Genomic DNA, 24,882 nt, shown 5'->3' with positions numbered 1-24,882 from the left:
CCTGCGGTGCTACAGGCCGAGGTAGGCCTCGCGCACGTCCGGGTCGTCGAGCAGGTCGGCGGCCGTGCCCGACAGCACGACGCGTCCCTCGGCGAGTACGAACCCGTGGTGCGCGATACGCAGCGCGGCCTGGGCGTTCTGCTCGGCGAGCAGCACGCCGATGCCGTCGCGGTTGATCTGCGCGACCACGTCCAGCACCTGCGCGGTGACCAGCGGAGCCAACCCCATGGACGGTTCGTCGAGGATCAGCAGACTCGGATCCGACATCAGCGCCCTGCCGATCGCGACCATCTGCTGCTGGCCGCCGGACAACGTGCCGGCCGGATTCCGCCGCTTGTCGTACAGCACGGGGAACAGTTCGTAGACGCGCCCGAGCAGCTGCCGCACCCGGCGCTGGTCATGCCTGCGGACGTAACCGCCGAGCAGGAGGTTCTTCTCCACCGGCATCTTGGCGAACAGGTGCCGCCCCTCGGGACAGTGCGCCACACCCGCTTTGACGATACGGTCGGCCGCCAACCCGGGCAGCCGTCTGCCGTCGAACTCGATGTCGCCCGCACTGGGCCGTACGATCCCGCTGATGGCGCGGAACATCGTCGTCTTGCCGGACCCGTTGGCCCCGAGCACGACGGTGAGCTCACCGCCCCGGGCGGTGATGTCGACCGCGTGCAGCACGTCGACGGCGTCGTATCCCGCGGACAACCCGCGCACGGTCAACATCAGCCAGCACCTTCCTGATCCGTGTGGTCGGCGCCCAGGTACGCCTCGATCACCTGCGGATCGGTCCGGATCGCCGCCGGAGCCCCCGAGGCGATCTCCTTGCCGTGGTCGAGCACCAGGATGTGGTCGGCCAGGCTCATCACCATCGACATCCGGTGCTCGACCAGCCCGACGGTGACGCCGTCGGCGACGATGTCCCGGATCAACTGGGCGAACCCGACGGTCTCCTCCTCGGTGAGGCCCGCGGCGGGCTCGTCCAGGAGCAGCAACTCCGGTTCGGTGGCCAATGCCAACGCGATGGACACGCGCTTCTGCACCTCCTGCGGCACACTCGCGGCGATCTCGTCGCGATACCCGGCTATGCCGGCGAATTCGAGGGCGGCCATGGCCTTCTCGAGGTTGAGTCGCTCCTCCCGGCGGTGCCGTGGCGTCCGGAGGACAGCGTCGAACGCCGTCGACCGGGAGCGCACGATCCGGCCCGACAGCACGTTGTCCAGAACCGTCGCGTCCTCGAACAGCTTCGTGGTCTGGAACGTGCGGGCGATGCCGTGGGCCACGGTGCGGTGCGGGCTCATCCCGGTGATGTCGCGGTCGCGGAACCGCACCGTGCCCGACGTCGGCCGGTAGAACCCCGCGAGCAGATTGAACACCGTCGACTTGCCGGCGCCGTTCGGGCCGATGATGGCGGTGATCCGGCCCTCGGCGATGTCGAGGTCGACGTCGTCGACGGCGTGCAGCCCGGAGAAATGCTTGCCGAGACCGCGCACTTCGAGCAGGGTCACAACGCCTCCTTCACGTCGGTGGTGGTCTCCGCCTGCCGGTCGCCCCGCGGTCCGCCGGGGTTCCGGGAACCGTTCGCACCGCGGGAACGCACCCTGCCGACGAACTGGTTGAGATAGCCGACGATGCCGCGCGGGGCGAAGATCACCAGCACGACGATGATCGGCCCCAGGACGAGGAAACGGTAGGCCTCGAAATCCTGGAAGAACTCGAACAGGAACAGCACGAGGAACGTGCCGACCACCGGCCCCAGCACCGTGCCCAGACCGCCGACGAGGATGAACATGAGCATCTCGAAGGTGAGGTCGATCCCGGCGGCGCTCGGCCCGACGAATCCCTGAACCGCGGCGAACAGGCCTCCGCCCAGCCCGGCCAACGTGGTCGATGCGGCGAAGGCGAGCTGCTTGTTCAACCCGACGTTGACGCCGATCGAGCGCGCCAGGTCCTCCGAGGTCCGGATCGCGACGAGCGTGCGGCCGATGCCCGACCGGCGGACGGCGTACGTCACGTACGCGGCGCCGAGCAGGAACAACAGGACCAGGTAGTACATCACGGTCGGCTCGGAGAAGTCGAAGGCGCCGAAGCCCTCGGGGAACTTCACGCCGCTGACACCGGAGTGGGCGTGCGTCACCGACTCCCAACGGCTGATCACGAGGAAGATGATGAAGCCCATCGCCATGGTGAAGATGGCGAAGTACTCCTCGTGGGTGCGCAGCGCCACGACGCCGGCCACGTAGCCGCCGACGGCCGTGGCGGTCACCGCGACCGCGAGCGACGGCCAGAACGCCCAGTCGTAGTCGGTGGTCAACAGGCCCACGACGTACACGCCGATGCCGAAGAAACCGCCGTGCGCCAGGGACAACTGCCCAGTGAGGCCGAGGATGAGGTTCATGCCGTAGACGGCGATCGCATAGGTCGCGCCGACGGTCAGCACGCGCAGCACGTACTCCTCGCCGCCCAGTGTCAGCGGTGCCAGGAGCAACGCGAGCGCCACGAGGAGGGTGCCGAACCGTTGCGGGGAGAACGTGGTGGTCATCGTTGCACCGCCCTTGCGAAGAGTCCGGTCGGCCGGATCGCCAGTACGAGCACGATGACGACGAACGCGATGCCCTCGCCGGCTGCGGCCGAGACATAGGTGGACGTCATCACTTCGGCCAGGGCGAGGGCGAACCCGCCCACGACCGCTCCGGGCAGCGAACCGAGGCCGCCCAGGATGATGATCGCGAACACCTTGAGGCTGAGCGCGTCGCCCATCGTGGGTGACAGCAGGTTGATGGGCGCCACGAGTCCCGCCGCGACCGTGGCGAGAGCCGCGGCGAGACCGAAGGTGAGCATCGAGACCCGGCTGGGACTGATCCCCACGAGCGAGGAACCGGTGCGGTCCTGCTCGATCGCCTCGATGGTCTGCCCGTGGATCGACCGTTTGATGAACCACGTCAGCAGTGCCAGCACGATCACCGCGGTGCCGACGATGACGATCCGCTGCCACGAGATCTGGGCACCGAAGATCGTCACACTGCCGCTGATCGGCGAGTCCATGCGCCGGAAATCGGCTCCCCAGAGGGCTTGCGCGACGGCCTGGAAGAAGAACATCGCGCCGACCGCGGCGATCATGTGATGGGTGTGCGGGGCGTTGCGCAGCGGGTGGAACACGAGCCGTTCCAGCAGTACGCCGATGAGGGCGAGTACAACGGCGGCGAGGCCGATCGCGGCTACGTAGGGCACACCCACCGTCACGAGGAAGAAGTAGGTGACGTAGGCGCCCAGCATGTACAGCGCGCCGTGGGCGAGGTTCGGGATCCGCAGGACGCCGAATATCAGGGTCAGCCCGATGGCGGCCAGGCAGTACACACCGCCGAGTGCCAGGCCGTCGAACAGCTGTTGGATGAACAGGGTCATATGCCGTCCTTGGAGGGTCGTCGGCAGGCCACGGGTACCGTCGCGGCGATCACTCGTCGGGCTGGTCGATGGAGAGGTACTCGTACTCGCCCTCCGGCGTGCGGTAGGCGGCCTCGAGGTCGGCGTTGCGCAGGTGGCCCGCGTCGGTGATCTCCGTCGGGAACCCGGAAACGTGGAAGCGCTCGTCGACCCGGCCGAGCGCGTCGGGAAGGGCTTCGCGAATCGCGGTGGGGTCGTCGATGCTGCCCGCCTGCTGCATGGCGGTGACGACGATGGCGGCCGCCTGGTAGTTCAGCGCCACCTCACTGGTCACCGGCCGTTCCTTGGTGACCTCGTCGGCGTAGTTGTCGATCAGGTCGTCGGTTCCCGGGTCGTCGTAGTCGCGCACGGGCTTGACACCGATGGAGTCGTTGAGGTTCGCCGGATCGGTGAACTTCTCCATTTCCTCGAACTTCGCCTGGTCCATGATGAGGAACGAACCCTCGTAGCCCTGCCTGCGCGCCTCCTCGATGATCACCGCGGTCGGCTGGGACGGTCCGCCCAGGAAGATGACGTCGGGGTTCTCGGCGAGGGTTCGGGACACCGGACCGGCGAAGTCGGAGACGGTGGCGTAGTCGATGCTGTTGTCGGTGAGCACCCGGCCACCGCGGCTGTTCCACTCGTCGGACACGAGCTTCGTCCACTCCTGGCCGTACTCGCTGGACGTGCCCAGCAGTCCGAGCCTGCTCTGGCCGTCCTCGGTGAGCTTGTCGACGAACGGTTTCGCGTAGCTCGTGAAGCTCGGCGGGATCATCATCGTCAGCTCGTTGCCCTGTTCGACGATCTTCGGATCGGAACTGTAGGCGCCCAACAGGAATTCGGTGCGGCTGGAGTTGAGTTCCTGCGCCGCCTGGATTCCCCCGGCGTGCGGGATGAATACGACGGCCGCGTCGTCCTGTTCGGCCAGCCGCTGGGCGTTGGTCGCGGCGGCGTCGGGGGCGTACTGGTCGTCGAGCGACTGCAATTGCACCTGGTACTCCTGGCCGTCGACGGTGACGCCCGCCTCGTTGAGGTCGCCGATCGCCAGTTGCAGACCGCTCTGGATGTTCTTGCCGTACGCGGCCGCGCCACCGCTCAACGGCCCCGAATAGCCGATGACGATGGTGTCGGAGTCGCTACCGCCGGCACCGCCGCAGGCGCTGGTCGCCAGCAGCACACCCGTGCATAGTGCCGCGGCGACGGTCGTGGCCGGTCGAATCGCTCGTGTCGGTGCCATGTCATTTCTCCTTTGAAATGGGGCGGATCCGGTTGTCAATCTCGCATCGCGACCTCGAACGTGATCTCGCGTTTGAGGATCTTTCCGGTCGAGGACTTGGGGAGTTCGGAAACGATCTCGACGTGCCGCGGAAAGCCCGCGGCCGCGACCCTGCCCTTGACGTACGTGCGGATTTCCTCGCCTCCGACGGAACGTCCCGGGCACAGGGTCACCAGGGCGACGACCTCGTGGCCCGTCCTCGGGTCCGGGACTCCGACGACGGCCGCTTCGAGGACGGCGGGGTGTTCGTACAGTGCTTCCTCGATCTCGCGCGGGTACACGGTGTGGCCCGCGTGGACGATCAGTTCCTGTTTCCGGTCGACGAGGTAGAAGAATCCGTCCTCGTCCCGGCGCCCGATGTCTCCGGTGCGCAGCCACCCGTCGGGCATCGCCGCGGCGGTCGCGTCCGGGCGGTTCCAGTAGCCCGTCATGACGTTGTGGCCGCGGACCGTGATCTCGCCGGACTCGCCGTCGGCCACGGCGCGGCCGGCCTCGTCGACGATGCGCAGTTCGACATCGGGCAGCGGGGTGCCGACGGAGCCGACCCGCCGCCGCTCGGTGCGGTTGAACGTCGCCACCGGCGAGGTTTCGGAGAGCCCGTAGCCTTCCAGTACCACGCAGCCGAACGTGCGCTCGAACTCGAGCAGGACCTCCACCGGCAGCGCGGAGCCGCCCGAGGTGCACAACCGCAGCGTGCTCGCGTCGACGTCGTCGCGTGCCGGGTGGTTCAGCAGACCGACGTACATCGTGGGAACCGCGGGCATGACGGTGACGCCGGTGCGCTGCACCGTCTCGAGGGCCTCGCCCGCGTCGAACCGGGGGAGGAGCGCGAGGCAGGCGCCCGCGCGCACCGCGGCGTTGAGCGCCGTGGTCTGACCGAAACAGTGGAACAGCGGCAGTGCTCCGAACACGACGTCGTCGGGGCCCAGCTCCACGAGTTCCCGCGCCACGACGTCGGTGTTGTGCACGAGGTTCTCGTGACTGAGTGCCACTCCCTTCGGGCGGGCCGTCGCACCCGAGGTGTAGAGGATCACCGCAGTGTCGGCGGGTTCGCGTGCCGCAACGCCCTCGAGCGGACGACGGCAGCCGAACAGCGAATCGAGTGCGCCCGGTGCCACGGCGACGGTCTGGACATCGTCGCGGCAGGGCAGCGGTGCGCCGCCCGCGGTGTCCGGCTGCCAGGTGAACAGCACACGGGCCCCGGAGTCGGTGAGGTAGAAGTCCACGTCGGGGCCGGTGAGGTCGGGGCTCAACGGCACCGCGATCGCACCGGCCCGGAGGATGCCGTAGTACAGCGGGGCGAACTCCAGCACGTTGGGCAGCATGAGCGCCACGCGATCGCCCGCGCGCAGCCCCTTCGCAGCGAGGAATCCGGCGACGCACCTGCTCTGCCGGTCGAGTTCCCGGTAACTCACGACCTCGGAACCGAGGACCAGGGCCGCTCCGCGCGCATGGAACCGGGAGGTGCGCTCCAGGTTCGCGGCCAGATTCATCGCAGCTCCGGTCCTCAGGCGTGCGGGATGTCGTGACGACCAAGGTTTGTCCAGCTCGCCCGGTTCAGCCATAGTGACCGGACTCACGTCCGAACCGGATGTTTGTGCTCGGCGACAAGGAGGTCCCGTGACCAGTGACAGCACCACCGCGGATGCGCGCGTTGTGACCGCCTGTGAACTGCTCCTCGACGACCTGGACACGCTCACGCTGGAGATCGCCCGGCTGATCCGTGTCGACGAGCCCTATTACGTCGATTACATGTCCACGCAGCAACTCGCCGATGCCGTCCACCCGAACGTCATCGTCGGCCTGCAGAACGTGATCCAGAACGAGGCGAACCAGCCGAGCGTCTCGCGCCGCACCGGCAGGCAACGGGCCGAGCACGGCGTCCCGCTCGCCGCCGTCCTGCACGCCTACCGGATCGGCACCCGGCACATGTGGCACGAACTCGTCCACCGCTGTCGTCCCGACCCCGAGGCCAGTCAGGCACTCCTCGGGTCGGCCTCGGTGCTGTGGAACTCGCTCGACCTGTCCGCGCAGGCGCTGACCACCGCGTACCAGGATGTCGAGACCGAGCGGCTCTTCAACGACTCCCGGTTGCGGGAGGCGGCGCTCGCCGCGCTCTTCAGCGGCGTCACGACCACCGGGCAGGGGCCGGCCGAGGTCGCCGACGCGTTGCGGCTGCCGAAGGTCGGGCGGTTCGTCGTCGTGGCCTCCGACCCGAGGTCGATGGAACGCGACGGATCCGCCGTGTCCGTCGAGCGCGCGCTCAGTTCACTCGGCGTGCGGTCGGTGTGGCGTTCGGAGGCCGACAGTGAACTCGGACTGGTCGCCTTGACCAAGACGTACCGGGCAGACCGCCTCAACCGCTACCTGGCCACGATCACGACGGGCCGTGCCGGGATGAGCGATGTGTTCGAGTCGATCGTGGCGACGCCGCACGCGGTCACCGAGGCACTCATGGCCCGCGACGCCGCGACCCCCGGCACCAACGTCGTCATGCGGTTCGACGAGGCCCGGGTCGCCGCGCTCGTCACCGCCGCTCCCGAACTGAGCACCGGGCTCGCCCGGGACACGCTCGACAAGCTGCTCGACCTGCCTGCCGACGAACAGAGCGTGCTTTTGGACACGCTGCAGGCGTGGTTCGACGCGGAGGGGTCGGCGGCGGAGGCCGGGTGCAGGCTTCACTGCCACCAGAACACGGTCCGTTACCGGCTCAACAAGCTCGCCCAGTTGACCGGTCGAGACCCGCGCAATCCCGGTGACCTCACGCGGCTGTATCTCGCACGGGAGACGGTGAGGCTCCTGCCCGAACAGGTGCGCGGCTGAACCGCATCGGTCACCGGCCGAGGAACCGGGACGCGTTGTCCGACAACAGCTTGCCGCGCACGCGGTCGCCCCTGCGGTGCCAGGCGTTGTCGGCGCGGCCGAGCCAGAAGGGGAAGCTGCCGCCACCGTGGGCGAAACAGATCCGCAGCGTGTCGGGAACCCGGTCGAAGACCCGCCGAGGATCATCGCCAGGACCGACAGGGTGCGTCTCCGCGGGCATGCCCGTGAGCCACCTGGCCATCCACCGGTCCAGCCGCGGCCCCTCGGGCATGTCCCACGGGTGGACGAACACCGGCGCGCCGACGTGGGCGCAGTGCTGGAGGAACGTCACGACGCCCTCGTCGTCGAGGTCGCGGTCGCCGACCATGATCGACCCGACCGTCGAGGCGCCGGCGGAACTGCTGGCCGACATCAAGGCCCGTTCGGCACCCCGCAGGGGCTCGATACGTTGCGGGGGATCGAACTCATAGGCAGCAGGGTGTTGCCCGCGCTCGAGCCGGCGACCCGCCGTCGGTGACCACGAGCCCGTGCGGTGAGGGCGGGTAGGGATGTTCGGCAGGAGGAGGTTGTGATGGACCGTGCGGTGTTGACGCGACCGGCGCCCGAACCCGATCGGACTCTGCGCTACGGCGACGAACCCGACCACGTCGCGGATGCCTGGTTCCCCGTGACGGCGCGGTACCCGTTGTTGGTGTTCGTCCACGGTGGATACTGGACGCCCACCTACGACCGGACCCACACACGCCCGCTCGCGGCGGCGCTCCGCGACGAGGGCTGGCCGGTGGTGTCCGTCGAGTACCGCAAGGTGCCGGGAGAGCCGGACGACTTGGTCGGCGACGTCGGCGCCGCGCTGGCCGAGGTGCCGGCGCAGGTGGGCGCCCGCGAGGTGGTGCTGGCCGGGCATTCGGCCGGCGGGCACCTCGCGTTGTGGGCGGCGTCGGCGTGCCCGCCCGCGGGGCTGCTCGGGACGCTGCCGCTCGCGCCGGTGGCCGACCTGATGCTGGCCCACAGGCTCGGCCTCGGCGACGGGGCGGTGGAGGCCTTCCTCGGCTGCCGTCCGGACGAGCGGGCCGACCTCGACCCGGTGCGGCTGCCGCCGCCGCAGAGCCCGGTGACGATCGTGCACGGGGCCGAGGACCGGCTTCCCGTCTCGGTCAGTGAGTCGTATGTGGACAGCAACCCGGCGGCGGAGCTGGTCGTGGTGCCCGGCGCCGCGCATTTCGAGGTGATCGACCCGCTGAGCGCGGCCTGGCCGGTGGTGACGGCCCGGCTGGCCGGCCTGGTCGGCTGACGGGAAGGTTTGATCGCGCCCGCCTGACGCGGTTACTTTCCTCGTACCTGCGGCCGGCCGGCGGCGGGTGTCCGCCGGCCGGGAAGGAGTGGCCCATGGACGAGTCGGCGCTGCCCGAGTCGGTCCTGCACGAGTCGGTGCCTACGGAGTTGTCGGGCTTGTCGTGGGAGCCGTTGTCGCCGGTGTCGTTCCTCGACCGCGCGGCCGCTGCACACGGTGACCGCATCGCCGTGGTCGACGGCACGCGGCGGTGGTCGTACACGGAGTTGCGCGAGCGGTGCCGCCGACTCGCGGGTGGGCTGGCCGCCCTGGCGGACGGACGTCCGGTGGCGGTACTGGCTCCGAACACGCACGTGCTGCTGGAGGCGCACTTCGGGGTGCCGTGGGCCGGGGTGCCGCTGGTGGCCGTCAACACGCGGTTGTCGGCGGCGGAGGTCGGTTACATCCTGGAACATTCCGGTGCCGGGGTCCTGGTCCACGACCCGGCCTTCGACGCCACGGTCGGCGAGACCTTGGCCGGACTTGACGAGCCGCCGATCACAATCCGTGCCGGTGAGGAGTACGAGCGGCTGCTGGACACGGCGACGCCGCAGGCCGTCGCTCCGGTCGACGAGCGATCGCTGTTGTCGATCAACTACACGTCGGGCACGACGGGCAAGCCGAAAGGCGTGATGTACCACCACCGGGGCGCGTACCTGCAAGCGCTTGCGATGGTGGGGCACACGGGGCTGTCGCCGTCGGCGGTGCACCTGTGGACGTTGCCGATGTTCCACTGCAACGGCTGGTGCTTCCCGTGGGCGGTCACTGCGGCCGCGGCGACGCACGTGTGCCTGCCAGCGGTGGACCCGGCCGAGGTGTGGCGACTGCTCTCCGAGGAGGGCGTCACCCATCTGAACGGGGCGCCGACCGTGCTGGCGATGGTGGCCTACGCGGCCGAGGCGCAGCCGCTGCCGAGGACGGTGCGGATCGCCACCGGGGGTGCGCCGCCGTCGCCTGCGATCCTGCGGCGGATGGCCGAACTGGGATTCGAGGTCACGCACCTGTACGGGCTGACCGAGACGTTCGGCCCGGCGATGATCTGCGACTGGCGGCCCGAGTGGTCCGCGCTGGAACCCGGCGAACAGGCACGGTTGAAGGCCCGTCAGGGCGTCGGCAACCTGATCGCCTGCCGGGTGCGGGTCGTCGCCGACGACGGCGGCGACGTGCCCGCCGACGGTGAGACGACCGGGCAGATCGCGCTGCGCGGCAACAACGTGATGCTCGGCTACTACCGGGACCCGGACGCCACGCGGGCGGCTGCGCCGGACGGATGGTTCCGCACCGGCGATATCGGTGTGATGCACCCGGACGGCTACGTGGAACTGCGGGACCGCAGCAAGGACGTGATCATCTCCGGCGGCGAGAACATCGCTTCGGTCGAGGTGGAGCAGGTCATCGCCGACCATCCGGCCGTCCTCGAGGTCGCGGTGATCGCCGTGCCCGACGAGAAGTGGGGCGAGGTGCCCGCGGCCTACGTGACCGTGCACGAGGGCGCCGACGTCACCGCCGACGAGATCGTGGAACACGTCCGGACACGGCTCGCGCGGTTCAAGGCGCCCCGCCGCGTCGTGTTCACGGATCTGCCCAAGACCTCCACGGGCAAGATCCGCAAGTACGTGCTGCGGGAACAGGTCTGGCAGGGCCGACCGCGCATCGGCTGACGAATCGCTCCGCCCGCCGCCGGGCCGGACCGGCACGGGCGGCGGCCCGGTTCGCCGGTGCGGGCGTCAGCTCCCGGCTGCGGCGAGGATCGTGCGCAGGGCCGTGACGAGGGACAACGGCCGGTCCAGCATCGGGTGGTGTCCCGCGTCGGGCAGGTCGACCAGCACACTGTCCGGCCGCAACAGGGACCGGATCTCGCGGGCCATCTCCGGCGGGACGAGGCCGTGCTCGGTACGGATGAACGACGTCGGCCGGTCGATCCGGGGCAGGATGCCGCGCAACGGCGTGTGCGGGACCTTCAGGGTCGGGTCGAACTTCCACGTCCAGCCGTCGTCGACCTCCCGCACGGATTCCTCGGCGATGTGCCTGCGGATGTAGGGCAGCAGCACATCCTGGGGCGGCAGCGTGCGGAATCGGCCGAGGATCGTCTCCCGGTCCGGGTACACGCGGACGGGCCTGGCCTGGCGGTCCTCCGGGGGCTGGTCGTTGAGCGGGGAATCGACGATCGTCAGGCCCGTGAGCCGGTCGCCGAACTCGGCGCCGGTCTGGGCGGTCACCCAGCCGCCCATGCTGTGCCCGACGACGTGGAACGGCCCGTCGATGCCACCGGCCTCGGCGGCGGCGACGACCTCCCGTGCCCAGAGCGTGATGTCGTAGGCCTCCCGGGCGGCACTGTCGCCGTGACCCGACAGGTCCACGGCCACGACCCGCCGATCCTGGGCGAGCAGCGGCGCGATGTGATCCCACCATCCGGAATGGGCCGAACCACCGTGCACGAGCACCACCCCGGGCCCGGCCTCGGTTCCCCAGCAGCGCAGGTGAACCTTGCCGTCGTCGACGGTCGTGTCATGGTGTTCGGGCCGTTGGGCCAGCGCGGTGCGGAACCACGACGGCGCCTCGGCATCACTGTTGAAATCCATCGCATCGAATCTAACCGGCGCCGTCCTCGGTCGGTCACGTCGGGAGACGGAACGACCGACGTAGGCGGGTCGCCGACGCCGCGGCGAGGCGCGGAATCAGCGCCGGGCGGCCTCGACCATCGGGCCGGCCGACGGGTACCCGCCCGCCTCACACACGGCGCGGCCCCACGGGCGCACGATCTCGATCAGGGTCTGCAGCTCGTCGCCGAGCGCGTCGACGATCGGCCGGCACTGGCGGTCCGTCGCGGTCTCCACGGCCTCGCGTTCCGTCCTGCCCCGGTCGGTCAGAGCACCGTCGGCGACCAGGCCGCGGGCGACGAGCCGCTGCTCGGCGGCGTCGAGCTGCTCGGCACGCCACGCGCGCGAGCGGATGTAGGTGCGCATGGGCAGGCCCCAGTACAGCTCGGTGAGCAGTCCGATCTCCGTGGCGTCGAATCCGGCGTCGGTCCAGGCGGCGATGTGGGCGTCGCCGCGGTACTCGCGGAGCATGTCGCCGAGGCGCCACACGTCACCGACGGGATCACCGGGTAGGCCGAGTGACCGCAGGCCCGCGAACAGCGGCTTGCCCTCGGGGCGCAGCGGCTCGACGGCCCGCTCCAACAGCGACCGCGCCTCGTCGAGGCGGTCGGGGCGCTCACCGAGGACACCGGCGAGTTGGCGCGTCGCGCCGTCGGTCCGTGCGCGGCAGATCGTCGCGGCGTCGGTGAGCGACCAACCGTGGGCGACGGCGGGGACGACGACCTCGGGGTTGAACACGGCGAAGGTCGCCGCGATCACCTCGCCGGGCACCTGGCCCAGGATCGACCCGCGACTGGTGAAGTAGGCGGCGCCGTCCGGGTTGGCCACGCCGTCGCGGGAGCCGGGGCTGCCGTCGAACCCGAGCGCCTCGTAGGCGTCGTGACATTCCTGCGCGAAGTAGACCTGACCGGTGACGGGTTCGAGCGCGCCGGCGAGCGCGCGAGCCGGTTTCGCCACGTGTGCACCTCCTGGTCATGACACCGCCCGCCTCGGTCGGTGCCGCGGTGGGAAGCCTGTCAGTACGGGGCGTCGAGCTCAAGTCCGATTGCGAGTGCGGGTCCGGGCGGTCATCCGGAGGGCCAGCCCGTGTAGGCCTCCGCGAGATACGTCGCGCCCGCTGTGGATCCCACCACCGAACGCAGTTCCGCGACCTGGCGCCGCAGGTCGAACGCGTCGGCTCCGTCGTGACGGTGCAGCATCGAGGTCATCCAGTACGAGAAATGCTGTGACCGCCAGACCCGGTCGAGCGCGCGGCGGGAGTACTCGTCCAGCGCGTCGTCGTCGCCCGCCAGCGCCTGTCCGAGAGCGTCGGTGAGGACGCGCACGTCGGCCAGCGCGAGGTTGAGACCTTTCGCACCGGTCGGCGGAACAGTGTGGGCGGCATCGCCCGCCAGCACCATGCTCCCGTACCGCATCGGCTCGACGACGTTGCTCCGGAACCGGAGCACCGATTTCCCGGTGATCGGGCCCTCCGGGAGTTCGTGGCCGTTGGCTCCCACTCGGGCCTGCAGCTCCGACCAGATCGCGTCGTCCGACCAGGCGTCGACGTCTTCGTCGGGATCGCACTGGAAGTACATCCGCTGCGTCGTCTCGGTCCGCTGACTGATCAGCGCGAACCCGCGGTCGGAGTGGTTGTAGATCAGCTCCGGCGCACTTCTCGGTGCCTCGCAGAGGATGCCGAACCACGCGAAGGGATACTCCTTGCGGTACTGCCGGATCGCGGTGGGAGGGATCGCGTGCCGGCACAGGCTGTGGGAGCCGTCGGCGCCGACGAGGTAGCGGCACCGCACCTCATGGGCGTTGCCGTCGGCCCCGGTGAACCGGATCGATGGTCGCTCGCCGGTGATGTCGTGTACCGACGTGTCGCTGACGCCGAACCGTACATCCCCACCCGCGGCGGCGCGGGTGTCGGCGAGGTCGACGAACACCTCGGTCTGCGGGTACAGCCACACCGACGCCCCGGCGAGCTCCTGAAAGTCGATGTGGTGCAGCCGGCCGCCGAAGGCGAGGTACGTGCCGCCGTGGCGGTCGCCGTCGGACAGGACACGGTCGGACACGCCGGTCTCACTGAGCAGTCGCACGCTGTCGGCTTCGAGGATGCCCGCCCGCACGGTCCGTTCGATCTCGTCGCGGGTGCGGTGATCGACGACGACCGAGTCGATCCCACGCCGCGCGAGGAGGTGGGAGAGCATGAGTCCCGCCGGGCCACCGCCGACGATCCCCACGCGCGTGGTGGTGACCTCGCGCGCACTCATGCCCCACCCGCCCGCCGGCCGCCGTCCTGACCGGCAGCCGGTTCTTCCCCGCGACCCCGCTGCTCATCCAGCACCTGCTGCTCTTCGAGAACCTGTTGTGCCACGGCGAATCCGTGATTGGCGGCCGGAACTCCACAGTAGACGGCGCTCTGGAGGATCACCTCGCGGATCTCGTCGGTGGTGAGGCCGTTGGTGAGCGCCGCGCGCACGTGCATGGCGAACTCGTCCCAGTGGCCGTGGGCGAGCAGTGCCGTGAGCACCGCGACGCTGCGCATACGCCGGTCGAGGGCGGGGCGTGTCCACACGCTTCCCCACGCGTAGCGGGTGATCAGGTCCTGGAAGTCCTCGGTGAAACCGTTCTTGCGCGCTTCGGCGCGGTCGACGTGCGCGTCGCCGAGGACCTCGCGGCGCACCCGCATGCCGTCGTCGTACGTGTCGGGCATGGCCATCTCCCGTCGTGGGTCGGTCGGATGTCAGCGGCGGTGACGGTCGAGGACGGTGTCGACGAATCGTCCCGCGGCACCGAGATAGCCGGCCGGGTCGCCGGAGGTGCCCCGCTCGGCGAGGAGCCGGTCGGCGGCGCTGTCGGCGTGGGCGCGCATGGTGGCGGTGTCGACCTCGAGCCCCTGGACCAGCTCGGTGGCCTGCGACGTGGCCGTGATCACGAGTTCGAGGAGGCGGCGGAGCGCGGGCCACTCGGCGTGCCACGGACCGTCCGGTCGTTGGTCCACGGCCTGTGCGGCCGCGAGATGCAGCTGCGCGCCGAGCTGAGGGGCCTGCAGTGCCGCCCCGCGGATCAGGACGGACAGCACCGGATTCCGTTTGTGCGGCATGGTCGACGAACCACCGCGGCCGGGGGAGGAGCCCTCGTGGACCTCGCCGATCTCGGGCCTGCCCAACACCCCGACGTCGGTGGCGACGACCCCGAGCGCATCGCACACGCCGACGAGAGCGTCGCCGATGTCGGTGATCGGACGTCGACGGGTGTGCCACGGCAGGCCGGGCCATCGCAACCCGAGTTCGGCCGCGAACGTGCGGCCCGTCGACACGGGGTCGGGTCCGAGCTCGGCAACGAGTGAGAGCGTGCCGGCGGCGCCGCCGCACTGCACCGGCAGGCGGTCTCTGCGGTCCCGGACGGCGCCACCGGCGTCGAGGACACCGGCGAGCCACTGCGCCGCCGTCAGTCCGAAGGTGACCGGGACGGCGTACTGCGTGAGGGTACGGCCCGGCATGACGTCGTCGCGGTGGCGTTCGGCCAGCGCCGCGAGGTGGTCCGCGGTGGTGCGGAGTTCCGCGCCGATCCGGTCGAATGCGTCCCTCGCCAGCAGCACGAGCGCGGTGTCCAGTGTGTCCTGGCTGGTCAGCCCGCGGTGGACGCGTGCGGCGAGACGGTCGTCGCCGAGGGCGCCCCGCAGCGCGGTGACGAGTGGAACCACCGGGTTGCCCGCGTCTTCGGTCTTCCGCGCGAGCTCGTCGACGTCGAGGCGCACGCGGGCGAGAGCCTCGGCCGCGCGGCCGGCGTCGGCGGCCTCCATCGCGCCGGTCTTGGCGAGCGAGTGCAGCCAGGCGATCTCGACCGTACGCAGTGCCTCCGCCACCGCGGCGTCGCCGGTCAGGTCGGCCGCCCGGTGCGCGCCGGGTTCGAGCAGTCCGCTCATCCGTCGTGACCCGGGAACGTCAGGAACACCGTTTCGCCGTCACCCTGGAGACGGATGTCGTGGCGCAGGCCGCCGTTGGAGTCGCGCATGGCGACCAGTGTGCCCCTGCGCTCCTCCGGCAGCGCGGTGAGCAACGGGTCGCCGTCGAGGGCCGGGCCGGGGATGTAGATGCGGGTGAACACCCGGTCGAGCAGGCCGCGGGCGAACACGGTCACCGCGAAGTACGCGGCCGCGCCGTCCCGGGTGGGCGCCGGTTCGACGGTCGTGAACGCGTAGCGGCCGGCCGCGTCCGTGGCGGCCCGGCCCCAGCCGGTGAACCGGCCGTCGCGGCGCAGCGACCCCTCGGTGCGGGGGATGCGGCCCGCGGCGTCGGCCTGCCGGATCTCCAGGAGCGCGTCGGGAACCGGGGCGCCTGCGCCGTCGTAGACGGTGCCGTGCAGCCGGATCGTGCCTGCCGCGCCGGGCGGTGCCAGGCGTGGGCCGTCGTCGTAGGGCAGGGCGTAGTGGAAGAACGGGCCGACGGTCTGGCCGGGGGTCGGGGTGCTCCGTCCCTGCTCACGCATGGTCGTCCTCCTCCATCGGGGTGGCGTGCGAGCCGGTCAGCACGATGTCCCAGCTGTATCCGGTGGCCCATTCGTGGGTGGTGACGTCGTGGTCGTAGGTCGCGATCAGGCGCCGGCGTGCCTGTTCGTCGGTGATGGACTGGAAGATCGGGTCCAGTGGGAACAGCGGGTCCCCGGGGAAGTACATCTGCGTGACGAGACGTTGCGTGAACTCCCGGCCGAAGAGCGAGAAGTGGATGTGGGCGGGACGCCAGGCGTTGTCGTGGTTGCGCCAGGGATACGGGCCGGGCTTGACTGTCGTGAACCGGTAGCGGCCCTCGTCGTCGGTCAGGCACCGGCCCGCGCCGTGGAAGTGCGGGTCGAGGGGAGCGGGGTGCTGGTCGCGTTTGTGCACGTAGCGGCCGGCGGCGTTGGCCTGCCAGATCTCGACGAGCTGGCCGCGCACGGGGCGTCCGTCGGCGTCGAGTACCCGTCCGGTCACGACCATGCGTTCCCCGATCGGCTCACCCTGAGGGTGCAGCGTCAGATCCGCCTCGATCGGGTCCACATCGGACTGGCCGAAGACCGGGGCGGCCAACTCCACCTCCTCCGGGTCGACGGCGAGGGGTTGTTTCGTCGGGTGCCGGAGGGTGGAGCTGCGGTACGGCGCGAAGTCCAGGCGGGTGCGGGTCTCGCCGGGCTCGGCCGCGGCGTGGAGCTGTGCGATCTCGTCGGAGATGGACCGCTGCGTTGCGGGCGTCATGGGCCACATCGTGCGCGGAGGTGGCTGCCAGGGCTAGAGTGTCCTTTCACTGAGTGAAAGGCGAGCTGTATGTCCGGCAATGTGTCGACCCCGGGTGCGAGTGTGGTGTCCCGGGTGCTGGCCGTGCTGTACGCGTTCGACAACGGGCATCGCCGACTCGGCGTCACCGACCTGGCGCGGCGGGCGGACCTGCCCGTGCCGACCGTGCACCGTCTGCTGCGTGAACTCGTCGCGGGGGAGGCGCTCACGCGGGATGCGGAGGGCCGGTACGCGATCGGGCGGCGGTTGTGGGACGTGGGCATGCTCGCGCCCGAGCAGACCGAGCTCCAGCAGGTCGCGTCGCCGTTCCTGAGCGACATCCACGCGGCCACTCGTGCGACCGTCCACCTCGCGGTTCGCGATGGGCGGGAGGTGCTGTATCTCGACCGGTTGTCGGGACGCGCCTCGGTCCCGGTGGTCAGCCGTGCCGGTTCCCGGCTGCCGTTGCACGCCACGGGGGTCGGGAAGGTGCTGCTCGCGCACGCGCCCGCGGAGCTGCGGGACGACTACCTCGCTGCGGAGCTGCGCCGACCCACCGTGCACACGATCATCCACCCGGAACGGTTGCGACGGCAGCTCGCCGCGGTCCGGCGCGAGGGCTACGCGACGACCGAGGACGAGATGACCCTCGGGGCCTGCTCCATCGCGGTGCCGATCCTGCGCAGAGCTTCGGCAGATGGTGTCCCCGAGGTCGCGGCCGCGCTGGGCATCGTCGTGCCCACCCTCAAACGGGAGCGCACCCGGCTGCTGGCCGCGCTGCAGGTCGCTGCCCGGGGCATCGGCCGCAGCCTGCCGTGAGTGGTTGCGGGCCCGGTCGGGCCCAGTCCCGTCGTCGGTCCGCAATGGACAGAGAGTGGCGAAGTGGTGACGCCGGTGTCCCTGATGTGCCACTAGCGCCTCGGTGACCAGTAGCGGGTCAGCACCGACAGCACGGTCGACACCTCGAATGCGGTGACGCCGGCGTGTTTGCCGAGATCGTCGGAGAGGAACGTCGCGAGGTCGTCCTCGTGGTGGAACAAGCCGTGGTGCAGGACGGACGAGGTGCCCGCCACGGTCGTCACGTAGCGGGCCGATTCGTGGCCCGCCAGTGCGGTGGCGATGGCGCGCATCGACGCCGGCGACGTGGACAGTGAGACGACGGCCTCGAGCGGATAGCCCAGGATCGCCGGTTCGATCTCGACCCGTGGCTGCACGAGCCCGCGGTCCAGTACCGACTGGGTCGTGCGATACGCGGTGGACGCGCTCCTGCCCAGTTCGCGGGCGATCTCGGCGGCGCTGGCCCTGCCGTTGCGGTGCAGCACCGTGGCCACGGCGCGTTCGTCGTCGTCCATCGGCACGGGCGTGTCGGGCGGGGCACCGTGGCGGTGCTGGACGAGCGCCTGTTCCTGGTCGGCCGTCAGTCGGTGCAGCCGCCAGGTCGAGCCGGAGACGTACCGGTGCAGACCGAGTTCCGAATGCGTCGTGGCGATGCCCGGGATCGACGGCAGTGTCACGGTCAGCAGCTCGGCCGCCTCGTCACGCCGCCGCGGGTGCAGGATGCAGTAGACGTCGGCGCGGCCCGTGGTCGACGCGACGAACTGTGCCTCGGACAGGTCCGCGACCGCCGTGGCGACCTCGCGTGCGTGCCCCGGCGCAGTGGAGACCCACACGTGGTGCGGGGTGGCCCCGTCGAGCCACCAGGGGATCTGGCCGACGATGCGGAGCCCGTAGTGCTCCCGCAGTCTCGTCAACCGCCTGCTCACGGTGCCCGTCGAGATCCCGAGCGTCGTCGCGAGCACCTGCAAGCTCACCCGTGGCGCCAGCTGCAGCGCCGCGACGAGGTCGAGGTCTTCGGGATCGAGGGTGTCCGCCAGCATGTCCTGTTTCTAGCACGAGCGCCCTGAGTGAACGATCAGAGCCATGTACAGATCTATATTGACAGATTCATGTCATCGGTTGAAGGTATGCGGTCATATTGTTCTGTTGATCGGAGGTTTGTCCGATGACCGCAACGCTCCTCGTCCGTGACGCCCACGTGCTCGATCCCGAGCAGGGGGAGTATCGGCGAGCCGACCTACGGTGCGAGAACGGCCGGGTGGTCGAGGTCGACGACCGCATTCGCCCGGCGTCCGACATCCCGGTGCTCGACGTCCACGGCGGATACGTGCTGCCGGGACTGATCGACTGTCACGTGCACGTCCTCGCCTTCAGCGGCAACCTCACCGTCGTCGCCGACGCGCCGCCGACCTACGTCACGGCCGGAGCCGTCCGCAACATGGGTGCGATGCTCGACCGCGGCTTCACGACCGTCCGCGACACCGGCGGCGCGGACTTCGGCCTGGCACGGGCTCGGGAAGAGGGACTCATCCGCGGCCCACGGCTGTTCTACGGCGGCAAGGCCCTGAGCCAGACGGGCGGGCACGGTGACAAGCGGACCGTCGAGCAGAACCACGTCGACGGGCACCCGTGCTGCTCCGGAACCGGCCGGGTCGTCGACGGTGCGGACGAGGTGCGTAAGGCCGTCCGGGAGGAGCTGCGGCGCGGTGCCCACCACGTGAAGCTGCACGCCTCGGGCGGGGTGTCGTCACTGGGGGACCGGATCGGCTCGACGCAGTACTCGATGGACGAGCTGCGTGCGGCCGTCGACGAGGTCGAGGCGGCGGGCCGCTACGTCACGGTGCACGCCTATCCGCCGTACGCCATCAACCGTGCCCTCGAGGCCGGTGTCCACTGCGTCGAACACGGCAACCTCCTCGACGACCGCACGGTGGAGCTGCTGCTCGAACGGGATGCGTTCCTCGTCCCCACGCTCGTGACCTACTTCGCGCTGCGCGAGGAGGGCCGGGATCACGGGTTGCCGCAGGCCAGCTGGGAGAAGGTCGGCGAGGTGCTCGACAACGGCCTCGGCGCGCTGGAGACGGCCTCACGGGCGGGTGTGCGGCTGGCCTACGGCTCCGACCTGCTCGGCGGAATGCAGCGGAGGCAGAACGAGGAGTTCCGCATCAGGGCGCAGGTGCAGCGCCCGCTCGACGTCATCCGGGCGGCGACGACCAACGCTGCGGCGCTCGTCGGTATGCGGGGAGAGCTCGGCACACTCGCGCCGGGGGCGCACGCCGACCTGGTGGTCCTCGACGAGGACCCGCTCGCCGATGTCACCGTGCTGGCCGACCCCGGCAACATCCGCACGGTCGTGCAGGGCGCTCGCGTGGTCAGGAGTGAGCCATGAGGGACGCGCTGATTCTCGGCTCGATCTGTGCCTACGTCGCCGCGATGGTCGCGATCGGCGTCTGGGCGGCGAGGAAGATCAAGAACAATCACGACTTCATGCTGGCCGGACAGCGGCTCGGCAGGCTCGTGCTGATGGGCACACTGCTGGCCACCTGGACGGGCGCGGGCACGATCATGGGGCGCGCGTCGTTCTCGTACACCTACGGGCCGCTCGCGAGCATCTTCTACAGCATCGGCGCTCCGCTCGGCATCCTGATCATGTACCTGTTCCTCGCCAAGCGCGTCCGCGAGCACAGCAAGTACACGGTTCCCGAGTTGATGCAGCAACGCTACGGGCCGTCCGTCCGGATCGTCACCGCCGTGGCGATCGTCATCGCCTACAGCGCGATCGTCTCCGAACAGGTACGCGGCCTCGGCTACATCCTGCACCTCACGACGGGCTTTCCCGAGGGCGTCGCGAAGATCGTGGGACTGGTCGTGGTCGTGTTCCTCGCCTTCAGCGGCGGTCTGATCTCGGTGGCCTACACCGACGCGCTGAGCGCGCTGCTGATCACCATCGGCCTGGTCGGGGCGTTCGTCTTCGTGCTCGTGACGCTCGGCGGTTTCGGCGGACTGGCCGAGCGGCTCCCCGAGGACCACATGACGTGGAGCGGCGGACTGACCCCGATCCAGATGCTGGGGTACATACTGCCGACGCTGTTGCTGATCCTGGGCGACCAGAACATGTACCAGCGGTTCAGCGCCGCACAGAGCCCGGAGGTGGCGAAACGCTCGACCGTCGGCTTCCTGGCGGGGGACCTGCTGTTCTACGGGGCGGTCATCGTCATCTCCTCGGGCGCCGCGGTGCTGCTGCCCGCGATCCAGCCGGACACCGCGGTGCTGCGGCTCTCGACCGACTCGTTGCCGGTGGCGCTCGGGGCGATCATGCTCATGGCCGCGACCGCGTTCATCATCACGACCGCCAACTCGTACTTGTTGTCGTCGGCCGGAAACCTGGTCCGTGACATCTACGGTTCGCTGTCGAAGAAGGAACGCGGTTCCCGCAGGGAGCTGTTGCTGACGAGGATGACGATCGTCCTGCTCGGCGCGGCGGCGTTCGTGATCGGCGAGTTCTTCCCCGGGGTGCTGGAGATCCAGGTGTTCGCGTACACGATGTACGGCGCGGTGGTGACGCCGTCGCTGCTCGCGACGTTCCTGTGGCGGCGCGCGACCGCCGTCGGATGTATCGCGTCGATGATCACCGGCATCGTGGCGACCGTCGGATGGGAGTTCGGCCTCGACAAGCCCTTCGACTGGAACAGTGTGCTCGTCGCCCTGCCACTGGCCGTACTGGCGCTCGTCGTCGGCAGCCTGCTGACCACCCCGCGGGCACCGGCCGAGCAGTCGGTCCCCGCATGATCGGGTGAGCTGCTGCCGCGACGGCCGGTCTCCGTCGTCGGCCCCGGACGGCCGGCGGCGGAGACCGGTACGGGCCGGCTCGGCGAGCCGCTCATGACGGCAGGTAGGTCTCCAGGTGGTGGGTGCGGGCGACGAGGGCGCGGAGGTCGTCGAGGCCTCCGCGGATCAGCCCCGCGGCTCGTGCCTGAACGAGCACGTTGCCCGTGGCCGTCGCCTCGACCGGGCCCGCGACGACGGGACGGCCCGTGCGCTCGGCGGTGAGCCGGCACAGCAGCGTGTTGCGGCAGCCACCGCCGACCATGTGCACGACCGGCACCGAACGGCCCGTGAGCTTCTCCGCCGTGGTGATCGTCCGGGCGTAGGCCTCGGCGAGGCTCTCCAGGATGCATCGCACGAACTCGGCGCGGGTCGCGGGAACGGGCAGGTCGCGTTCGGCCAACCACGCCGCGATCCTCGCGGGCATGTCCCCCGGAGGCAGGAATCGCTCGTCATCGGTGTCGAAAACCGGCACGTGCCCCGGTGGCACGTCCGCGGCCTGGGCGAGCACTGTGGACAGTTCGACGGCGGGGTCGCTGCGGCGCCAGTGCGCCACGGACTCGCTCAGCAGCCACAGTCCCGTGACGTTGTGCAGATACCGGATCCGACCGTCGACGCCCAGCTCGTTGGTGAACCCGGCCGCACGCGACTCCTCCGACAGCACCGGTTCGTCGAGTTCGACACCCACCAGCGACCACGTGCCGCACGAGATGTAGGCGAACGACTCCTCGGCGGCGGGTACGGCCGCCACCGCCGACGCGGTGTCGTGCGAACCGACCGCCGTGACGCGGATCCGGTGCCCGTCCCGCACCTCGGTCTCGCCGATCGTGTCTCCGGGGGAGACGAGGGAAGGAAACAGTGAACGGTCGAGGCCGAGCCGTCCCAGCAAGGCTTCGTTCCACGCCCCGCCGCCGGGGGCCAGCAGCCCGGTGGTCGACGCGTTGGTGCGTTCGGCCCCCTGCACGCCCGTCAGCCAGTACGCCAGCAGATCCGGGAGCAGCAGCATCCGCTCCGCGACGTCGAGCAGCCCCGTACGCCGGTCGGCGGCCAGCTGGAACAGCGTGTTGAACGGCAGGTGCTGAAGGCCGTTGTGCCGGTACAGCTCCTCGGGACCGGCGATCGCGTGGATGTCCCGGACAGCGTCGCCGGTCCGGGTGTCGCGGTAGTGGTACGGAACACCGAGCAGCGTGCCCGCGCGCAGGAGCCCGTAGTCGACGGCCCACGAGTCGATGCCGACACTCAGCAGGCCGGGCGCGCGGATCGCGGCCTCGGCCACGCCCTCCCGCAACCGCCGGTACAGCTCGAGAATGTTCCAGTGCAGCCCGTCGGGCGTGCGCACCGGCTCGTTGTCGAACCGGCCGACGGTCTCCAGCCGGAGCTCGTTCTCGCCGACGTGGCCGAGCATGACCCGTCCGCCCGATGCGCCCAGGTCGACCGCGGCGACGCTCCCGTGGGCAGTGCTCACCGGCCCCTCCTCATCGCAGGAACGCTGCGGCGACGCCGGCGTCCACAGGCACGTGCAACCCCGTCGTGTGGCTCAGGTCCCCGCCGGTCAGTGCGAACACCGCGTTGGCGACGTGCTCGGGCAGCACCTCCCGTTTGAGTAGCGTGCGCTGGGCGTAGAACGCGCCGAGCTCGGACTCCGGCACGCCGTAGACCTTCGCGCGCTCGGCGCCCCACCCGCCTGCGAAGATGCCGGAGCCGCGCACCACTCCGTCGGGGTTGACGCCGTTGACCCGGATACCGTGCTCGCCCAGTTCGGCGGCGAGGAGCCGCACCTGATGCGCCTGGTCGGCCTTCGTCGCCGAGTAAGCGATGTTGTTCGGCCCTGCGAACACGCTGTTCTTCGACACGACGTAGACGATGTCGCCGCCCAGGTCCTGTGCGATGAACACCTCGGCAGCGGCGCGGCTGACCAGGAACGAGCCCTTCGCCATGACGTCGTGCTGGCGGTCCCAGTCCTCCGACGTGGTCTCCAGCAGCGGCTTCGACAGCGACATCCCGGCGTTGTTGACCACCAGGTCCAGCCCGCCGAACGCCAGTACGGCCTCCCGCACGGCGCCGGCGACACCGGCCTCGTCGGTGACGTCGGCCCGCACGCCGATGGCGACGTCGGCCGATCCGAGTTCCGCTGCGGCCGCCGCGGCCTCGTCGGCGTCGAGGTCGGCGATCACCACCATGGCGCCCTCCGCGGCGAGCCGCTGCGCCGTGGCCTTGCCGATGCCCGACGCCGCGCCGGTGACGAGCGCGACGCGGGTCGCCAGCGGTTTCGGCGCGGGACGCCTGCGCAGCTTGGCCTCTTCGAGTTCCCAGTACTCGATGCGGAACTTCTCGGACTCGTCGATGGGCCGATAACTGGAGATCGCCTCGGCACCGCGCATCACGTTGACGGCATTCACGTAGAACTCGCCCGCCACCCGCGCGGTCTGCTTGTCGCCGCCGTAGCTGAACATGCCGACACCGGGCACGAGCACGATCGCCGGGTCGGCCCCGCGCATCGGCGGCGAGTCCGCGGTGGCGTGCCGGTGGTAGTAGCCGGCGTAGTCCTCGCGATACCGGGCGTGCAGTTCACGCAGTCGCTGTGCCGACTCCTCGACCGTGGCGGTCGCGGGCAGGTCCAGCACGAGCGGCTTGACCTTCGTGCGCAGGAAGTGGTCCGGACAGCTGGTGCCGAGCTCGACGAGACGCGGGTGTTCGGCACGCGACAGGAACTCCAGCACCTCGGGACTGTCCGTGAAATGGCCGACCTGCCGCCGGTCCGTGCTCGCCAGGCCGCGAATGATCGGTGCGAGTGCGGCGGCCTTCGCGTGGCGCTGCTCCACCGGTAGCGGCTCGTAACCGTCGAGCACGGGGCCGAACGGTTCGGGTTCGCCGTGCTCGGCGATGTACGCCGCGGCGGTGTCGATCATCCACAGCGAGTTCCGCTCGCACTCGTCGCTCGTGTCACCCCACGCCGTGATGCCGTGACCGCCGAGCACCACGCCGACCGCGTCCGGATGGTCCCGCTTGATGTCGGCGATGTCCTGACCGAGCTGCCAACCGGGACGGCGCCACGGCACCCACACCACCGCGCCGCCGAAGATCTTCTCCGTCAGCGCGGGACCGTCGACGGCGGTGGCGATCGCGATGCCGCTGTCGGGGTGGAGGTGGTCGACGTGGCAGGCGTCGACGAGTCCGTGCATCGCCGTGTCGATCGACGGGGCCGCGCCGCCCCTGCCGTGCAGCGTGTAGTCGAACGCCGCGACCATCTCGTCCTCGCGGTCGAGTCCGGGGTAGACGGCGCGCAGCGCCTGCAGCCGGTCCAGCCGTAGCACCGCGAGGCCCTGCTCGGTGAGCGTGCCGAGATCGCCGCCCGAGCCCTTGACCCACAACAGGTCCACGGGCTCGCCGGTGACCGGGTCGACATCCGTGCCTTTCGCGGAGGCGTTGCCGCCCGCGAAGTTGGTGTTCTTCGGATCGGACCCGAGGCGGTTGCTGCGAGCCAGCAGGTCGGCGACGACGGAATCGGCTGTGGTCACGGTGTTCTCCTTCGCTGTACGAC

The 24,882-nt window shown here is 70.3% G+C and carries 23 protein-coding genes; 6 read left to right on the top strand and 17 right to left on the bottom strand.

Features of this window, described 5'->3' with window-relative positions; translation table 11 throughout:
• Positions 1-9: 9 nt before the first annotated feature.
• Genes FHS23_RS13145 through FHS23_RS13120 form a run of 6 tightly spaced genes read right to left on the bottom strand, consistent with a single transcriptional unit; the run spans position 10 to position 6,183 of the window.
• The gene (locus tag FHS23_RS13145) at positions 10-717 is read right to left on the bottom strand and encodes an ABC transporter ATP-binding protein (RefSeq protein ID WP_183654178.1); all 708 of its coding nucleotides are present in this window, start codon (positions 715-717) and stop codon (positions 10-12) included.
• A complete protein-coding gene (locus tag FHS23_RS13140) occupies positions 717-1,499 on the bottom strand; it encodes an ATP-binding cassette domain-containing protein (protein WP_183654175.1) in 783 nt (260 codons plus the stop codon). The genes FHS23_RS13145 and FHS23_RS13140 overlap by 1 nt, the downstream gene beginning before the upstream one ends.
• On the bottom strand, positions 1,496-2,533 hold the full coding sequence (locus FHS23_RS13135) for a branched-chain amino acid ABC transporter permease (RefSeq protein WP_183654172.1): 1,038 nt from the start codon (positions 2,531-2,533) through the stop codon (positions 1,496-1,498). Before FHS23_RS13135 ends, FHS23_RS13140 begins: the two co-directional genes overlap by 4 nt.
• On the bottom strand, positions 2,530-3,396 hold the full coding sequence (locus FHS23_RS13130) for a branched-chain amino acid ABC transporter permease (RefSeq protein ID WP_183654169.1): 867 nt from the start codon (positions 3,394-3,396) through the stop codon (positions 2,530-2,532). Before FHS23_RS13130 ends, FHS23_RS13135 begins: the two co-directional genes overlap by 4 nt.
• A 49-nt stretch (positions 3,397-3,445) precedes the next feature.
• Positions 3,446-4,651, bottom strand: coding sequence for an ABC transporter substrate-binding protein (locus tag FHS23_RS13125; RefSeq protein ID WP_183654166.1), 1,206 nt, complete (start codon positions 4,649-4,651; stop codon positions 3,446-3,448).
• A 35-nt stretch (positions 4,652-4,686) separates the two neighbouring features.
• Positions 4,687-6,183: a long-chain-fatty-acid--CoA ligase gene (locus FHS23_RS13120; RefSeq protein ID WP_183654163.1), complete on the bottom strand. Its 1,497-nt coding sequence runs from the start codon at positions 6,181-6,183 to the stop codon at positions 4,687-4,689.
• Between the two features lie 127 nt (positions 6,184-6,310).
• Here FHS23_RS13120 and FHS23_RS23750 point away from each other — a divergent pair, with 127 nt between their 5' ends.
• Positions 6,311-7,513: an RsbRD N-terminal domain-containing protein gene (locus FHS23_RS23750; protein WP_183654160.1), complete on the top strand. Its 1,203-nt coding sequence runs from the start codon at positions 6,311-6,313 to the stop codon at positions 7,511-7,513.
• A 10-nt stretch (positions 7,514-7,523) separates the two neighbouring features.
• Here FHS23_RS23750 and FHS23_RS13110 read toward each other — a convergent pair whose 3' ends face one another.
• Positions 7,524-7,925 carry an amidohydrolase family protein gene (locus tag FHS23_RS13110; RefSeq protein ID WP_246382165.1) on the bottom strand — a complete coding sequence of 134 codons (402 nt, stop codon included), beginning with the start codon at positions 7,923-7,925 and terminating at the stop codon, positions 7,524-7,526.
• A gap of 159 nt (positions 7,926-8,084) precedes the next feature.
• Between FHS23_RS13110 and FHS23_RS13105 the strand changes: the two genes are divergently transcribed.
• Entirely contained in the window at positions 8,085-8,804 is a 720-nt protein-coding gene (locus FHS23_RS13105) for an alpha/beta hydrolase (protein WP_183654157.1), read from the top strand.
• A gap of 95 nt (positions 8,805-8,899) precedes the next feature.
• Positions 8,900-10,504 carry an AMP-binding protein gene (locus tag FHS23_RS13100; RefSeq protein WP_425501118.1) on the top strand — a complete coding sequence of 535 codons (1,605 nt, stop codon included), beginning with the start codon at positions 8,900-8,902 and terminating at the stop codon, positions 10,502-10,504.
• A 66-nt stretch (positions 10,505-10,570) separates the two neighbouring features.
• Here FHS23_RS13100 and FHS23_RS13095 read toward each other — a convergent pair whose 3' ends face one another.
• From FHS23_RS13095 to pcaH, 7 genes are all read right to left on the bottom strand, one after another.
• The gene (locus FHS23_RS13095) at positions 10,571-11,425 is read right to left on the bottom strand and encodes an alpha/beta fold hydrolase (protein ID WP_183654154.1); all 855 of its coding nucleotides are present in this window, start codon (positions 11,423-11,425) and stop codon (positions 10,571-10,573) included.
• A gap of 96 nt (positions 11,426-11,521) precedes the next feature.
• Positions 11,522-12,400 (bottom strand): SCO6745 family protein, encoded by an 879-nt coding sequence (locus FHS23_RS13090; protein WP_183654151.1) that lies wholly within the window; start codon positions 12,398-12,400, stop codon positions 11,522-11,524.
• Positions 12,401-12,510: 110 nt separating this feature from the next.
• Complete coding sequence (locus FHS23_RS13085) at positions 12,511-13,698, bottom strand: 4-hydroxybenzoate 3-monooxygenase (protein ID WP_183654148.1); 1,188 nt, start codon at positions 13,696-13,698, stop codon at positions 12,511-12,513.
• Positions 13,695-14,141 carry a 4-carboxymuconolactone decarboxylase gene (pcaC, locus tag FHS23_RS13080; RefSeq protein ID WP_221219523.1) on the bottom strand — a complete coding sequence of 149 codons (447 nt, stop codon included), beginning with the start codon at positions 14,139-14,141 and terminating at the stop codon, positions 13,695-13,697. Before pcaC ends, FHS23_RS13085 begins: the two co-directional genes overlap by 4 nt.
• Positions 14,142-14,171: 30 nt before the next feature.
• Positions 14,172-15,356, bottom strand: a complete 1,185-nt coding sequence (locus FHS23_RS13075) for a lyase family protein (protein WP_183654142.1) — start codon at positions 15,354-15,356, stop codon at positions 14,172-14,174.
• Complete coding sequence (gene pcaG, locus FHS23_RS13070; protein WP_183654139.1) at positions 15,353-15,919, bottom strand: protocatechuate 3,4-dioxygenase subunit alpha; 567 nt, start codon at positions 15,917-15,919, stop codon at positions 15,353-15,355. Before pcaG ends, FHS23_RS13075 begins: the two co-directional genes overlap by 4 nt.
• The gene (pcaH, locus tag FHS23_RS13065; protein ID WP_183654136.1) at positions 15,912-16,661 is read right to left on the bottom strand and encodes a protocatechuate 3,4-dioxygenase subunit beta; all 750 of its coding nucleotides are present in this window, start codon (positions 16,659-16,661) and stop codon (positions 15,912-15,914) included. The genes pcaG and pcaH overlap by 8 nt, the downstream gene beginning before the upstream one ends.
• Before the next feature lie 69 nt (positions 16,662-16,730).
• Between pcaH and FHS23_RS13060 the strand changes: the two genes are divergently transcribed.
• A complete protein-coding gene (locus tag FHS23_RS13060) occupies positions 16,731-17,498 on the top strand; it encodes an IclR family transcriptional regulator (protein ID WP_183654133.1) in 768 nt (255 codons plus the stop codon).
• Positions 17,499-17,590: 92 nt separating this feature from the next.
• Here the strand turns inward: FHS23_RS13060 and FHS23_RS13055 are convergent, their stop codons facing one another.
• Complete coding sequence (locus FHS23_RS13055; protein ID WP_246382162.1) at positions 17,591-18,556, bottom strand: Lrp/AsnC family transcriptional regulator; 966 nt, start codon at positions 18,554-18,556, stop codon at positions 17,591-17,593.
• A 125-nt stretch (positions 18,557-18,681) separates the two neighbouring features.
• Here FHS23_RS13055 and FHS23_RS13050 point away from each other — a divergent pair, with 125 nt between their 5' ends.
• Together FHS23_RS13050 and FHS23_RS13045 are read left to right on the top strand one after the other, a co-directional pair.
• On the top strand, positions 18,682-19,905 hold the full coding sequence (locus FHS23_RS13050; RefSeq protein WP_183654130.1) for a metal-dependent hydrolase family protein: 1,224 nt from the start codon (positions 18,682-18,684) through the stop codon (positions 19,903-19,905).
• Entirely contained in the window at positions 19,902-21,305 is a 1,404-nt protein-coding gene (locus FHS23_RS13045; RefSeq protein WP_221219522.1) for a sodium:solute symporter family protein, read from the top strand. Before FHS23_RS13050 ends, FHS23_RS13045 begins: the two co-directional genes overlap by 4 nt.
• 91 nt (positions 21,306-21,396) lie before the next feature.
• Here FHS23_RS13045 and FHS23_RS13040 read toward each other — a convergent pair whose 3' ends face one another.
• Positions 21,397-22,806, bottom strand: coding sequence for a rhamnulokinase (locus FHS23_RS13040; RefSeq protein WP_343053888.1), 1,410 nt, complete (start codon positions 22,804-22,806; stop codon positions 21,397-21,399).
• Between the two features lie 10 nt (positions 22,807-22,816).
• Positions 22,817-24,859 (bottom strand): bifunctional aldolase/short-chain dehydrogenase, encoded by a 2,043-nt coding sequence (locus FHS23_RS13035; protein WP_425501117.1) that lies wholly within the window; start codon positions 24,857-24,859, stop codon positions 22,817-22,819.
• Between the last annotated feature and the right edge of the window lie 23 nt (positions 24,860-24,882).

The organism is Prauserella isguenensis (assembly GCF_014191605.1).
Lineage (GTDB): Bacteria > Actinomycetota > Actinomycetes > Mycobacteriales > Pseudonocardiaceae > Prauserella > Prauserella isguenensis.
This window is presented reverse-complemented; position numbering and strand designations above follow the sequence as displayed.

Bases quoted from the DNA above. Each gene is read 5' to 3' on its own strand.
- FHS23_RS13145 (WP_183654178.1), bottom strand. From the start codon at position 717: ATGTTGACCGTGCGCGGGTTGTCCGCGGGATACGACGCCGTCGACGTG.
- FHS23_RS13135 (WP_183654172.1), bottom strand. From the start codon at position 2,533: ATGACCACCACGTTCTCCCCGCAACGGTTCGGCACCCTCCTCGTGGCG.
- FHS23_RS13130 (WP_183654169.1), bottom strand. From the start codon at position 3,396: ATGACCCTGTTCATCCAACAGCTGTTCGACGGCCTGGCACTCGGCGGT.
- FHS23_RS13125 (WP_183654166.1), bottom strand. From the start codon at position 4,651: ATGGCACCGACACGAGCGATTCGACCGGCCACGACCGTCGCCGCGGCA.
- FHS23_RS13120 (WP_183654163.1), bottom strand. From the start codon at position 6,183: ATGAATCTGGCCGCGAACCTGGAGCGCACCTCCCGGTTCCATGCGCGC.
- FHS23_RS13110 (WP_246382165.1), bottom strand. From the start codon at position 7,925: ATGTCGGCCAGCAGTTCCGCCGGCGCCTCGACGGTCGGGTCGATCATG.
- FHS23_RS13105 (WP_183654157.1), top strand. From the start codon at position 8,085: ATGGACCGTGCGGTGTTGACGCGACCGGCGCCCGAACCCGATCGGACT.
- FHS23_RS13100 (WP_425501118.1), top strand. From the start codon at position 8,900: ATGGACGAGTCGGCGCTGCCCGAGTCGGTCCTGCACGAGTCGGTGCCT.
- FHS23_RS13095 (WP_183654154.1), bottom strand. From the start codon at position 11,425: ATGGATTTCAACAGTGATGCCGAGGCGCCGTCGTGGTTCCGCACCGCG.
- FHS23_RS13085 (WP_183654148.1), bottom strand. From the start codon at position 13,698: ATGAGTGCGCGCGAGGTCACCACCACGCGCGTGGGGATCGTCGGCGGT.
- pcaC (WP_221219523.1), bottom strand. From the start codon at position 14,141: ATGCCCGACACGTACGACGACGGCATGCGGGTGCGCCGCGAGGTCCTC.
- FHS23_RS13075 (WP_183654142.1), bottom strand. From the start codon at position 15,356: ATGAGCGGACTGCTCGAACCCGGCGCGCACCGGGCGGCCGACCTGACC.
- pcaG (WP_183654139.1), bottom strand. From the start codon at position 15,919: ATGCGTGAGCAGGGACGGAGCACCCCGACCCCCGGCCAGACCGTCGGC.
- pcaH (WP_183654136.1), bottom strand. From the start codon at position 16,661: ATGACGCCCGCAACGCAGCGGTCCATCTCCGACGAGATCGCACAGCTC.
- FHS23_RS13060 (WP_183654133.1), top strand. From the start codon at position 16,731: ATGTCCGGCAATGTGTCGACCCCGGGTGCGAGTGTGGTGTCCCGGGTG.
- FHS23_RS13055 (WP_246382162.1), bottom strand. From the start codon at position 18,556: ATGCTGGCGGACACCCTCGATCCCGAAGACCTCGACCTCGTCGCGGCG.
- FHS23_RS13050 (WP_183654130.1), top strand. From the start codon at position 18,682: ATGACCGCAACGCTCCTCGTCCGTGACGCCCACGTGCTCGATCCCGAG.
- FHS23_RS13045 (WP_221219522.1), top strand. From the start codon at position 19,902: ATGAGGGACGCGCTGATTCTCGGCTCGATCTGTGCCTACGTCGCCGCG.